This is a genomic window from Bacillus cereus group sp. MS39 (assembly GCF_040448665.1).
Taxonomy (GTDB): Bacteria; Bacillota; Bacilli; order Bacillales; family Bacillaceae_G; genus Bacillus_A; species Bacillus_A wiedmannii.
Genome location: NZ_CP123058.1, coordinates 5,068,569 through 5,082,500 on the forward strand (window position 1 = coordinate 5,068,569; position 13,932 = coordinate 5,082,500).

Sequence of the window (13,932 nt, forward strand, 5' to 3'; positions counted from 1 at the left end):
ATGTTAGTTAACAGTTGGTTCTTTCACAGATTGAACAATTTGATTCACTGTATTTACGTATAATTTATGTTCAACTTGTTGAATTTTCTTTTGTAAGCTTTCCCTCGTATCCCCTTCAGAAACAACCACTGCTTCTTGCGCAATAATTGGTCCTGTATCCATACCTGCATCTACATAATGAATCGTTACTCCAGTTACTTTCACACCTGCTTCTAACGCTTGACCAACAGCATCTTTCCCTGGAAAACTCGGTAATAGCGATGGATGAATATTAATAATCCTCCCGCCGTAAGCTTCTAGTAGAGTCGGTCCAATTAAACGCATATATCCAGCTAAAATAACATAATCAATTTCATACTCTTCTAGCTTCTTTAATATTTCTTTTTCAAATGCTTCTTTTGACTCATATGCTTTCGCTGAAAAAGCGAAACATGGAATATGATGATAATGTGCCCGTCCAACAGCACGTGCTTCTGGTTTATCACATACTAATAAACTAATATCTGCGTCTAATCTATTTTCTTCCACCGCATTGATGAGAGATTGAAAGTTAGAGCCGCTTCCAGAAGCAAAAACTGCTAATCTACTCATAGTGCTGTGCCCCCATTGAAGGTAACGCCAGTCCCTTGTACAGTACGTCCAATAATACGAGCTGTTTCTCCTTGCTCTTCAAGAAGACGAACAATATCTTTTGCCTCTTCTTCCTTCACTGCTACTACCATACCAATACCCATGTTAAAAATATTGAACATTTCTTTCTCTTCTAGTTTTCCCACTTCTTGAAGTAAACTGAAGATCGGTTGAATTTTCCAAGATCCTAATTCAATTTCTGCACCGATTCCTTCTGGTAACATACGTGGAATATTTTCAATGAATCCGCCACCTGTAATATGCGCCATACCGTATACTTCATATTTCTTCAATAGTTCTAAAATAGGTTTGACATAAATTTTCGTTGGTTTTAATAATTCTTCACCAAGAGGTAGTTCTAAGCGTCCGTAAATGCGATCTAAAGATAGTTCTCCATCTTCTAGTAATACTTTTCGTACTAAAGAATAACCATTACTATGAATACCGCTAGATGCTAAGCCAATTAATACTTGACCAGCTTCAATTTTTTCACCTGTTACAATTTTCTTTTTATCAACAATTCCAACTGTAAAACCAGCTAAATCGTATTCTTCCGTAGAATACATTCCTGGCATTTCAGCTGTTTCTCCACCAATTAATGCACAACCAGCTTGGCGACAGCCCTCTGATATACCTTTGACGATGTTTTCAATTTTACTAGGTTCAGCTTTACCACAAGCAATATAATCAAGGAAGAAAAGCGGCTCTGCTCCTTGGACAACAATATCATTTACACACATTGCTACTGCATCAATACCTATTGTGTCATGTTTATCTGCCATAAAAGCGAGCATCAATTTCGTTCCCACGCCATCTGTTCCAGATACTAATACAGGTTCTTCTAATGCAAATTTTGATAGATCAAACATACCTCCAAAACCGCCTAGACCGCCTAGTACTTCTTTTCTCATTGTTGTTTGTACGTGTTTTTTCATGCGAGATACCGCTTCATATCCAGCTTCAATATCTACTCCTGCTTGCTTATATGCATTCGCCATCGTTATTTACACCTCGTCTTTTAATTTCTCCCTATCCAGGGCCGGCCGTTTTAAGAAAGAAGCTAGCTTCTACATCAAAAGAAGTAGAAGCTTTTTTCTTCTTATTTCATACTTTCTAAAAGCTCTTGCTCATAATCATAAAGAGCTGTCGGATAATCTCCATTGAAGTACGCCATACATAGACCGCCGTATTTCCCTTCATATGGACGTCCAATTGCATCTACTAATCCATCTTCACTTAAAAATGTTAAAGAATCTGCTCCGATGATTTGACGGATTTCTTCTATTGAATTATTTGCTGCGATTAATTCTTTTCTCGTTTGAATATCAATGCCATAGAAACATGGATACTTAAGAGGTGGTGAAGCAATTCTTACATGAACTTCTGTCGCTCCAGCCTCGCGAAGCATACGAACAATTCGTTTACTCGTCGTTCCTCTTACGATAGAATCGTCAATCATCACAACTCGTTTTCCTTCAACTACGCCTCTTACTGCTGAAAGCTTCATCTTAACCCCTTGCTCACGCAGTTCTTGAGAGGGTTGAATAAACGTACGTCCAACGTAACGATTTTTAATTAATCCTAACTCATATGGAATTCCTGTCGCCTCCGCATAACCAATTGCCGCTGAAATACTAGAGTCTGGTACACCAGTAACAACATCAGCTTCAATAGGAGCTTCTGCCGCTAAACGTTTTCCCATGTTTTTACGTGCTGCATGGACGTTAATACCTGCAATATTAGAATCCGGACGTGCAAAGTAAATGTACTCCATACTACAAATTGCATGATCTACTTCATTTGTAAAACGATCTACATGAATTCCTTCATCATTGATGATAAGCAATTCACCTGGTTCTACATCACGAATGTATGTTGCACCTACTACATCGAAAGCACATGTTTCTGATGCTACAACGTAAGCATCTCCCATCTTTCCAATTGAAAGAGGACGGAATCCATTCGGGTCTAGCGCAACGATCATTTCATTTCCAGTTAGTAAAAGATATGCGAACGCACCTTTCACTTTATTTAGAGCCTCTTTTACACTTTCAATTAAAGAATCTTTCGTACTACGTTTAATGAGATGTAAAAGTACCTCTGTATCTGAACTTGTTTGGAAAATACTTCCCTCTGCCTCTAATTCACGACGAAGCATCTTTGCATTAATTAAATTTCCGTTATGAGCTAATGCCATACTATGATCAGAAAAACGGAATAATAATGGTTGAACGTTAGCAACTTCACTTCCGCCAGCTGTCGCATATCGTACATGTCCAATTGCTGATTTTCCGTTTAAGCCTTCTAGCTCACCTCTTGAAAATACTTCCGATATTAAACCTAACCCCTTGTGACCGACGATTTTCTCACCATTATTTACGACGATGCCTGCGCCTTCTTGTCCACGGTGCTGTAAACTATGCAATCCGTAGTACGAAACTTGTGCTGCATTTTCATGCCCCCAAATTCCGAAAACGCCACATTCTTCATTTAACCCCTTTATTTCAGCAAGCATGGGATTGCCCCTTTCCAAGCCTTTCTCATTTCATCTACATTTGCTGTAAGTAATACTTCATTTTCTTCATTATGAATTGTTACTTCATTTGTATTTGTCACTTCTCCAACTTGAATTGCTTCTACCGCTTTCTCGAACGCTTCTTTATTTTCACGTTTTACAGTTATAACGAAGCGCGATTGTGATTCAGCGAATAATGCTGCTGTTGCTTCTCCGTCTAATTTCACAGTAGCACCTAAACCTTTTGCACCAATTGCACTTTCAGTAATTGCAACTGCTAAACCACCTTCTGCAACATCATGAGCAGATTGAACAAGGCCAGCTTGAATTGCTTCTAATACTTGTTTTTGGCGCTTTAATTCTACGTCTAGATCGATGCTTGGTGATTGACCGAAAATTTTGCCGTGAATCATTTTCTGTAATTCACTTCCACCAAACTCAGCTTTCGTCTCTCCAATTACATAAACTAAATCGCCAGCTTGCTTGAACTCTTGTGTTGTTACATGTTTTAAATCGTGTACAAGTCCAACCATCCCAACTGTCGGTGTTGGATATACAGCTTCACCACTACGTTCGTTATACATTGATACGTTTCCGCCGATAACTGGCGTTTGTAATGTACGACAAGCTTCACTCATACCATCTACTGATTTCTCAATTTGCCAGAAGATTTCTGGTTTTTCTGGATTACCGAAGTTTAAGCAATCTGTAATTGCAAGTGGCTCTCCCCCAGAACATACGATATTACGTGCTGCCTCTGCTACTGCAATTTTACCGCCCACTTCTGGATCTAAATAAATATAGCGAGAGTTACAATCTGTCGTCATTGCTAATCCTTTTTCTGTACCGCGTACACGTACAACTGCTGCATCTGAACCTGGTGTAACAACTGTGCTTGTGCGAACTTGATAATCATATTGATCATAAACCCACTCTTTACTTGCAATCGTCGGTTGTTGTAATAGAGCGAATAACGTTTCTTTATAATTTTCTACTTTTGGTGTTTCCATTTTCATTGCCTGGAATTCAGCAAAGTATGCTGCTTCTTTTGATGGCTTATGATAAATTGGTGCTTCTTCCGCAAGAGCATCTGCTGGTACTTCAGCTACCTTTTCACCTTTATGGAATAAGCGAAGCATTTTGTCTTCCGTTACTTTCCCCATCGTAACGGCTGCAAGACCATACTTCTCAAATAAATCTACTATTTCTTGCTCTCTACCCTTTTTCACAACGATTAACATACGTTCTTGTGATTCAGATAGCATCATTTCATATGGTGTCATTCCTGTTTCGCGCTGTGGTACATCATCTAAGTACATTTCAATACCCATACCTGCTTTACTTGCCATTTCTGCAGAAGATGATGTTAAACCAGCTGCACCCATATCTTGAATTCCAACAAGTGCATCCGACTGAATAAGTTCTAAGCAAGCTTCAATAAGAAGTTTCTCCATAAATGGATCTCCTACTTGAACTGCTGGACGCTTCGCTTCTGAGCTTTCAGATAACTCTTCAGATGCGAATGTTGCACCGTGAATACCGTCACGACCAGTTGATGCTCCTACGTACATTACTGTATTTCCAGCACCGTGCGCTTGCCCCTTTTTAATATCTTCATGATTAATTAAGCCTACGCACATTGCATTTACAAGTGGATTTCCTTCATAACATGGATCAAACTGTACTTCGCCGCCAACAGTCGGAATGCCGATACAGTTACCGTATCCTGCAATCCCTGCCACTACTTCTTCGAATAAATATTTCACACGTGGTGATTGTAATTCACCGAAGCGAAGTGAGTTTAATAGAGCTACCGGGCGTGCTCCCATAGAGAATACGTCACGAATAATACCACCAACGCCTGTTGCTGCTCCTTGATATGGTTCAATAGCAGAAGGATGGTTATGACTTTCCATTTTAAATACAACCGCTTGATTATCACCGATATCTACAATTCCAGCACCTTCCCCAGGTCCTTGCAGAACGCGCTCACCTGTTGTTGGGAATTTTCGAAGTACTGGTTTTGAATTTTTATAACTGCAATGTTCAGACCACATAACAGAGAATAATCCTGTTTCTGTATAATTTGGCAGACGGCCTAAAATCTTTTCAACCATGGTAAACTCTTCGTCTGTTAGCCCCATTTCCGCATATATGCGCTCTTCTTTAATTTGTGTTGGATTTGGTTCAAGCATTAACGACATATGTTTCCCTCCACTGTTTTAAGATAGATTGAAAGACTTTTAACCCTTCAGCACCGCCAAGTAATTCATCTACAGCACGCTCTGGGTGTGGCATCATACCAAGTACATTTCCTTTTTCATTTACAATACCAGCAATATCTGAAACGCTTCCATTCGGGTTTTCTACGTAACGGAATGCGATTTGATTATTCTCTTCTAATTGTTTAAGAGTCTCTTCATCACAATAGTAATTCCCCTCACCATGCGCGATTGGAATATTGATTACTTCATCTTTTTCATATTGTGATGTAAACATCGTTTCATTATTTTCAACACGCAGCTGAACTGTTCGGCACATAAATTTTAAGTTTTCGTTTCTCATTAACGCTCCTGGTAGTAATCCTGATTCAACAAGAATCTGGAATCCATTACATACACCTAAAATCGGCTTTCCTTGCTCAGCAGCTTTTTGCACTGCTTTCATTGCGTTAGCAAAGCGAGAAATAGCACCACAACGTAAATAGTCACCGTAAGAGAATCCACCAGGTAGTAAAATTGCATCATATTCATCTAAATTCTCTCTATCGTGCCAAACGTAATCTACTTCTTCACCAAGCTCATCTTTAATTGCATGGAACATATCGACATCACAGTTCGAACCTGGGAATACTATGACTGCAAATTTCACTGTGCGACAACCTCCTCAACTTCATAACGGAAGTCTTCCATTACAACGTTTGTTAATAGTTTTTCACACATTTCTTTTACCTTTGCGTCAAGGTCAGATACTGATTTATCAATTGTTAATTCCATATATTTTCCGATTCGAACGTCTTGTACTTCTGTGAACGAAAGACTATGAAGTGCCCCTTTTACTGCTGTTCCTTGTGGATCTAATACGCTTTCTCTTAACGTTACATATACCTTAACTTTATACATGTGAAATTCCTCCTAAACGTTTTAAAATCTCTTCATAAGCTTCTGTTAAATTTCCAAGGTCACGACGGAATACGTCTTTATCAAATTTTTCATTGCTCGTTTCATCCCATAAACGGCAAGTATCTGGTGAAATTTCATCTGCTAAAATGATTTCTCCTTCATCTGTTACACCAAACTCTAATTTGAAATCTACTAGTCTTACACGACAGCTTGCGAAATGATCAATCAACACTTGATTGATTTGTAGAGCCATATCTCGTAATACGCTTACTTGCTCTGGTGATGCAACGTTTAATACACGAATATGATCTTCCGTTACAAGCGGATCTCCTAAATCATCATCTTTGAAGTAAAATTCTACGATTGGTTCTGCAAGTACAGTTCCCTCTTCCATTCCTAATCGTTTTGAAAGACTTCCTGCAATTACATTTCTTGTGACAACTTCTAGAGGAATAATATTCACTTTTTTAACAAGTTGCTCTGTTTCAGATAACTTCTCTACAAAATGTGTTTTTATTCCTACTTCTTGTAACTTTCTGAACAATAAAGTTGTAATCTCATTGTTCAAACGACCTTTTCCTGTAATCGTCTCTTTTTTCTCCCCATTGAAAGCAGTCGCACTATCTTTGTACTCTACCCAAACCATATCTGCTGATTCTGTACGATAAATTCTTTTTGCCTTACCTTCATACAGCAATTCTAGCTTTTGCATTTCGCAAGCCCCCTGTAGTTTGAAAAATGTGAATAATGTTTTTATAAAGAATGGCACAGAATGACTCTATTCTGTGCCATATGAAATTTTACGCTTCGTTTAACCCAAGGCGTTCAAAGATTGTATCAACGTGTTGCATATGATGCTCATAGTTGAAGCATTCATTAATTTCTTCTTGTGATAACTTGCTCGTAATACGCTCATCAGCTTCTACAAGCTCTTTAAATTGTACTTGTGTTTCCCAAGCTTCCATCGCTTTAGGCTGTACGATATCATAAGCTTCTTCACGTACCATACCTTTGTCGATTAATGTAAGCATTACACGCTGAGAATAAATTAAGCCATATGTTCTTGTCATATTGCGTTTCATATTCTCTGGGTATACAGTTAAGTTTTTAACGATATTACCAAAGCGATTTAGCATGTAATTTAATGCAATTGTAGCATCTGGTAAAATTACGCGTTCTGCCGAAGAGTGAGAAATATCACGCTCATGCCATAATGGAACATTCTCATACGCTGTCATCATATAACCGCGGATAACACGAGCTAAACCAGTCATATTTTCTGATCCGATTGGATTACGTTTATGTGGCATTGCAGAAGAGCCTTTTTGGCCTTTTGCAAAAGCCTCTTCAACTTCACGTGTTTCACTCTTTTGTAAACCACGAATCTCAACTGCCATCTTTTCAATAGATGTTGCGATTAGTGCAAGTGTTGACATGTAATGAGCATGGCGATCACGTTGCAATGTTTGTGTTGAAATTGGTGCTGCTTCTAATCCTAAGTTTTCACAAACATACTTTTCTACGAATGGATTGATATTTGCGTATGTACCAACCGCACCAGATAATTTACCAACGCGAACTGTATCAGCAGCTTGTTTGAAACGCTCTACGTTACGTTTCATTTCTTCATACCAAAGACCAAGTTTTAAACCAAATGTTGTTGGTTCTGCATGAACACCGTGTGTTCTTCCCATCATGATCGTGTATTTATGCTCTTTCGCTTTGTTAGCTAAAATGCTTACAAAGTTTTCTAAGTCTTTTAATATGATTTCATTCGCTTGTTTTAAGATGTAAGATAACGCTGTATCTACTACGTCTGTAGATGTTAAACCGTAATGAACCCATTTACGTTCCTCACCTAATGTTGGTGTTTCTGATACAGCACGCGTGAATGCAACTACGTCATGACGTGTCTCTTTTTCAATTTCATAAATACGATCAATATCAAATGATGCATGCTCACGGATTTTTTTAACATCTTCTTTTGGAATATCGCCAAGCTCAGCCCATGCTTCACAAGCTAAAATCTCAACTTCTAACCACGCTTTAAATTTGTTCTCTTCCGTCCAAATTGCACCCATTTCTGGGCGTGTATAACGACTAATCATCTTTTTCCCTCCAACAGTTGTTCTTGATGGTCCCAAATATGCAAACTCTTCGCTTTTTCTAGAGCGACTTCAATATTATCATTTAAAATATTAACATGCCCCATTTTCCGCTGCGCTTTTGCTTCTTCTTTTCCATACAAGTGTAAATAGCACCCGGTTAATCTATTCACTTGTCTTAGGACCCCTTCTATATGTTCGCCTAAAATGTTTACCATGACAACTGGTTTTAACAAATTTGTTTCTCCAAGAGGTAAATTACAGATTGCTCGAATATGTTGACCGAATTGACTCGTTTCACATGCATCCTGTGTATAGTGTCCTGAATTGTGAGGTCTTGGTGCTAATTCATTAATGTAAATCTCACCATCAGCTGTAGCAAACATCTCTACCGCTAGTGTTCCCACAAGTTCTAGTTCATCCGCGAGCACTTTTGCATAAGCAATTGCTTTTTGAGAAAGTTCTTCTGTAATGCGAGCTGGAACGATAGATTCATGCAAAATGTTATTTACATGAATATTTTCCGCTACCGGAAACACTTTCGTTTCACCACTTACACTACGAATCACAATAACTGATACTTCTTTTTCAAAAGGCACCCATTTCTCTAAAATACACTCTGCTGCATTCGCAAGCTCTCGAGCTTTATCAACGTCAGCCTCACTTCTTAAAACAACTTGACCTTTCCCATCATATCCGCCTGTCGTCGTTTTCAAGACGGAAGGATATGATAACTCAGTAATTGCTTCAGTAAGCTGATCTTGATTTTGAACTAATCTATACGTTGCTACTGGTAGCCCAGCTTTCTCAATCGCATTCTTTTCTGTAAAACGATTTTGTGTTTTACTTAACAACTGACTGCCTTGCGGTAAGTAAGCATGTTTTTCAAGCCATTGTAAACATCTATAATCAATATTCTCAAATTCATATGTGACAACATCACTAATCTCCGCTAAATGCTGAATTGCTTTTAAATCGTCATATGGTGCAACAATTTCAATATCAGCAACTTGTGCACATGGTGAATTTTTTGTAGGATCTAAAACAGCAATTTTATATCCCATCTCCTTAGCTGCCAATGCCATCATTCTTCCTAGCTGGCCGCCTCCAATAATGCCGATTGTTTTTCCAGGTAAAATGATTCTCGTCATACTAGCTCACTACCTTCGCGCACATCTTTTTCAATCGCTTCTCTTCTCAATTCTAATGCATCATGTATATCATCATGGAATGATCCAAGTATTTGTGCAGCAAGTAAACCAGCATTTGTTGAACCAGCCTTACCAATTGCAACAGTTGCAACTGGAACCCCTCCTGGCATTTGGACGATGGATAATAATGAATCTAAGCCGTTTAACGCTTTTGATTGAACTGGAACTCCAATTACAGGAAGATTCGTCTTCGCTGCAACCATTCCTGGTAAATGCGCTGCGCCACCAGCTCCAGCAATAATAACTTTCAACCCACGTTCACGAGCCGTCTCTGCATATTCAAACATATAATCCGGAGTCCGATGAGCAGATACAACTTTTTTCTCATACGGTATATTTAATTCATCTAAAATGTCACAAGCATATTTCATTGTTTCCCAGTCTGACGTGCTTCCCATTATGACTCCAACTAGTGATTTCATATTAGAATCCCCCCGATTCAAATAAAAAAAGCCTGAAATAGAACAGTTTCTCTTTTACTATGAGAGAAAGCGCTCTACTCAGGCATACGTATCCCTTGTGAATAGAAAAATACCGAGTGACTTTCCCTCATAGTCTAACGAATAACGGTCGTTAGGTAGAGACTTGCAGGCCATATCCCCGCGATTATATGAGGTCTTATATATTATTCTTTCTATGGCTATATTAACAATATTTCATAAACAATGTCAACAAATAATCGAATGTTTTTTTATTACTCACCAATAACGTTCGTGTTTTAGTTATATTCAAAAGAATAATTGTAACTATATGCAAGAAGGATAAGAAATTAGAATATATATTTCTAGAGATCTATTGTACACATAACGGTTTGTATACTTATTTCGTATGCTTTAATATAAAGCATATCGTTTATATTCATTTTATTTATAAGGAAGACAATAATGATTGAATACTTATTTATATCATCCCACTTTTTAAAATATATACTTGTGGTAGAAATAACGTTTCCTATCATAGAGATTATTTTAGGAACACTCGGAAAACCTAGAAAATAAAAAATCATTGCTAGTACTTTAAATAGCCTCATTTTCATTCTTTAAGATTACTAAATTTATGAATTTTAACAGGTGATACATAAAAATAAACACAAAAAAACCTAAGTCGAATCGACTTAGGTTTTTGCTTGGCGACGTCCTACTCTCACAGGGACAAGGTCCCAACTACCATCGGCGCTAGAGAGCTTAACTTCCGTGTTCGGTATGGGAACGGGTGTGACCTCTCTGCCATCATCACCAAACTATGAAGGCATATTCCTTCAAAACTAGATAACATTTGCTTCATATTATATGGTTAAGTCCTCGATCTATTAGTATTCGTCAGCTCCACATGTCACCATGCTTCCACCTCGAACCTATCAACCTGATCATCTTTCAGGGATCTTACTAGCTTACGCTATGGGAAATCTCATCTTGAGGGGGGCTTCATGCTTAGATGCTTTCAGCACTTATCCCTTCCGCACATAGCTACCCAGCTATGCCCTTGGCAGAACAACTGGTACACCAGCGGTGCGTCCATCCCGGTCCTCTCGTACTAAGGACAGCTCCTCTCAAATTTCCTACGCCCACGACGGATAGGGACCGAACTGTCTCACGACGTTCTGAACCCAGCTCGCGTACCGCTTTAATGGGCGAACAGCCCAACCCTTGGGACCGACTACAGCCCCAGGATGCGATGAGCCGACATCGAGGTGCCAAACCTCCCCGTCGATGTGGACTCTTGGGGGAGATAAGCCTGTTATCCCCGGGGTAGCTTTTATCCGTTGAGCGATGGCCCTTCCATGCGGAACCACCGGATCACTAAGCCCGACTTTCGTCCCTGCTCGACTTGTAGGTCTCGCAGTCAAGCTCCCTTATGCCTTTGCACTCTACGAATGATTTCCAACCATTCTGAGGGAACCTTTGGGCGCCTCCGTTACACTTTAGGAGGCGACCGCCCCAGTCAAACTGCCCACCTGACACTGTCTCCCGGGTCGATAAGACCCGTAGGTTAGAATTTCAATACATTCAGGGCGGTATCCCACCAGCGCCTCCACCGAAGCTAGCGCTCCGGTTTCAATGGCTCCCGCCTATCCTGTACAAAATGTACCAAAATTCAATATCAGGCTACAGTAAAGCTCCACGGGGTCTTTCCGTCCTGTCGCGGGTAACCTGCATCTTCACAGGTACTATAATTTCACCGAGTCTCTGGTTGAGACAGTGCCCAAATCGTTACACCTTTCGTGCGGGTCGGAACTTACCCGACAAGGAATTTCGCTACCTTAGGACCGTTATAGTTACGGCCGCCGTTTACTGGGGCTTCAGTTCAGAGCTTCGCTTACGCTAACCCCTCTCCTTAACCTTCCAGCACCGGGCAGGTGTCAGCCCCTATACTTCGCCTTACGGCTTCGCAGAGACCTGTGTTTTTGCTAAACAGTCGCTTGGGCCTATTCACTGCGGCTTTCCGTTAAGAAAGCACCCCTTCTCCCGAAGTTACGGGGTCATTTTGCCGAGTTCCTTAACCAGAGTTCTCTCGCACACCTTAGGATTCTCTCCTCGCCTACCTGTGTCGGTTTGCGGTACAGGCACCTTTTATCTCGCTAGAAGCTTTTCTTGGCAGCGGGGAATCAAAGACTTCGCTCCATAAGGAGCTTCCCCATCACAGCTCAGCCTTCACGATAAGCGGATTTGCCTACTTATCAGCCTAACTGCTTGGACGTGCACAACCAATCGCACGCTTCTTCTATCCTTCTGCGTCCCTCCATTGCTCAAACGATAAAGAGGTGGTACAGGAATATCAACCTGTTGTCCATCGCCTACGCCTGTCGGCCTCGGCTTAGGTCCTGACTAACCCTGAGCGGACGAGCCTTCCTCAGGAAACCTTAGGCATTCGGTGGACGGGATTCTCACCCGTCTTTCGCTACTCATACCGGCATTCTCACTTCTAAGCGCTCCACCAGTCCTTCCGGTCTGACTTCACTGCACTTAGAACGCTCCCCTACCACTGATACCATTGGTATCAATTCGCAGCTTCGGTGGTGTATTTAGCCCCGGTACATTTTCGGCGCAGAGTCACTCGACTAGTGAGCTATTACGCACTCTTTAAATGGTGGCTGCTTCTAAGCCAACATCCTAGTTGTCTAAGCAACTCCACATCCTTTTCCACTTAATACACACTTTGGGACCTTAGCTGGCGATCTGGGCTGTTTCCCTCTTGACTACGGATCTTATCACTCGCAGTCTGACTCCTAAGGATAAGTCATTGGCATTCGGAGTTTGACTGAATTCGGTAATCCGATGAGGACCCCTAGTTCAATCAGTGCTCTACCTCCAAGACTCTTACACTTAAGGCTAGCCCTAAAGCTATTTCGGGGAGAACCAGCTATCTCCAGGTTCGATTGGAATTTCTCCGCTACCCACACCTCATCCCCGCACTTTTCAACGTGCGTGGGTTCGGGCCTCCATTCAGTGTTACCTGAACTTCACCCTGGACATGGGTAGATCACCTGGTTTCGGGTCTACGACCACGTACTAAACGCCCTATTCAGACTCGCTTTCGCTGCGGCTCCGCCTCTTCAGCTTAACCTCGCACGGGATCGTAACTCGCCGGTTCATTCTACAAAAGGCACGCCATCACCCATTAACGGGCTCTGACTATTTGTAGGCACACGGTTTCAGGATCTCTTTCACTCCCCTTCCGGGGTGCTTTTCACCTTTCCCTCACGGTACTGGTTCACTATCGATCACTAGGGAGTATTTAGCCTTGGGAGATGGTCCTCCCAGATTCCGACGGAATTTCACGTGTTCCGCCGTACTCAGGATACATTCAAGAGAGAACGAAGTTTCGACTACGGGGTTGTTACCCTCTACGACGGACCTTTCCAGGTCGCTTCGTCTACCTCGTTCCTTTGTAACTCCGTATAGAATGTCCTACAACCCCAAGAGGCAAGCCTCTTGGTTTGGGCTATGTTCCGTTTCGCTCGCCGCTACTCAGGAAATCGCATTTGCTTTCTCTTCCTCCAGGTACTTAGATGTTTCAGTTCCCTGGGTCTGTCTTCCTTACCCTATGTATTCAGGTAAGGATACCATACCATTACGTATGGTGGGTTTCCCCATTCGGAAATCTTCGGATCAAAGCTTACTTACAGCTCCCCGAAGCATATCGGCGTTAGTCCCGTCCTTCATCGACTCCTAGTGTCAAGGCATCCACCGTGCGCCCTTTCTAACTTAACCAAACTAAAATTAAAAAAATATGAGCTACACTGTTATCTAGTTTTCAAAGAACATACATTTATATATGAGAGATAGTTCTCTCAAAACTGAACAAAACGAAACACGGAAACTTATATTGATGAACAGCGTTCATCAATT

10 protein-coding genes, 2 rRNA genes and 1 riboswitch are annotated in these 13,932 nt (G+C 40.9%); all 12 genes read right to left on the minus strand.

What is annotated here, in order from left to right; genetic code table 11:
- Window positions 1–3 precede the first annotated feature (3 nt).
- Complete coding sequence (purN, locus tag QEP67_RS26180) at window positions 4–591, minus strand: phosphoribosylglycinamide formyltransferase (protein ID WP_000088568.1); 588 nt, start codon at window positions 589–591, stop codon at window positions 4–6.
- On the minus strand, window positions 588–1,628 hold the full coding sequence (gene purM, locus QEP67_RS26185; protein ID WP_001262447.1) for a phosphoribosylformylglycinamidine cyclo-ligase: 1,041 nt from the start codon (window positions 1,626–1,628) through the stop codon (window positions 588–590). Before purM ends, purN begins: the two co-directional genes overlap by 4 nt.
- 101 nt (window positions 1,629–1,729) lie before the next feature.
- Window positions 1,730–3,145, minus strand: a complete 1,416-nt coding sequence (gene purF / locus QEP67_RS26190; RefSeq protein ID WP_000879030.1) for an amidophosphoribosyltransferase — start codon at window positions 3,143–3,145, stop codon at window positions 1,730–1,732.
- Complete coding sequence (gene purL, locus QEP67_RS26195) at window positions 3,130–5,349, minus strand: phosphoribosylformylglycinamidine synthase II (RefSeq protein ID WP_064472453.1); 2,220 nt, start codon at window positions 5,347–5,349, stop codon at window positions 3,130–3,132. The genes purF and purL overlap by 16 nt, the downstream gene beginning before the upstream one ends.
- Window positions 5,333–6,016: a phosphoribosylformylglycinamidine synthase subunit PurQ gene (gene purQ, locus QEP67_RS26200; RefSeq protein WP_000666772.1), complete on the minus strand. Its 684-nt coding sequence runs from the start codon at window positions 6,014–6,016 to the stop codon at window positions 5,333–5,335. The genes purL and purQ overlap by 17 nt, the downstream gene beginning before the upstream one ends.
- Complete coding sequence (purS, locus tag QEP67_RS26205; RefSeq protein WP_000278821.1) at window positions 6,013–6,267, minus strand: phosphoribosylformylglycinamidine synthase subunit PurS; 255 nt, start codon at window positions 6,265–6,267, stop codon at window positions 6,013–6,015. The genes purQ and purS overlap by 4 nt, the downstream gene beginning before the upstream one ends.
- Complete coding sequence (purC, locus tag QEP67_RS26210; protein ID WP_001170536.1) at window positions 6,260–6,979, minus strand: phosphoribosylaminoimidazolesuccinocarboxamide synthase; 720 nt, start codon at window positions 6,977–6,979, stop codon at window positions 6,260–6,262. Before purC ends, purS begins: the two co-directional genes overlap by 8 nt.
- An 88-nt stretch (window positions 6,980–7,067) precedes the next feature.
- On the minus strand, window positions 7,068–8,375 hold the full coding sequence (gene purB, locus QEP67_RS26215; RefSeq protein WP_000625688.1) for an adenylosuccinate lyase: 1,308 nt from the start codon (window positions 8,373–8,375) through the stop codon (window positions 7,068–7,070).
- A complete protein-coding gene (gene purK, locus QEP67_RS26220) occupies window positions 8,372–9,523 on the minus strand; it encodes a 5-(carboxyamino)imidazole ribonucleotide synthase (RefSeq protein WP_000196788.1) in 1,152 nt (383 codons plus the stop codon). The genes purB and purK overlap by 4 nt, the downstream gene beginning before the upstream one ends.
- Window positions 9,520–10,005 carry a 5-(carboxyamino)imidazole ribonucleotide mutase gene (purE, locus tag QEP67_RS26225; RefSeq protein WP_000839367.1) on the minus strand — a complete coding sequence of 162 codons (486 nt, stop codon included), beginning with the start codon at window positions 10,003–10,005 and terminating at the stop codon, window positions 9,520–9,522. Before purE ends, purK begins: the two co-directional genes overlap by 4 nt.
- Window positions 10,006–10,115: 110 nt before the next feature.
- Window positions 10,116–10,217: riboswitch (purine riboswitch) on the minus strand.
- Between the two features lie 490 nt (window positions 10,218–10,707).
- A 5S ribosomal RNA gene (gene rrf / locus QEP67_RS26230) occupies window positions 10,708–10,823 on the minus strand.
- Window positions 10,824–10,872: 49 nt separating this feature from the next.
- A 23S ribosomal RNA gene (locus QEP67_RS26235) occupies window positions 10,873–13,794 on the minus strand.
- Window positions 13,795–13,932: the final 138 nt, after the last annotated feature.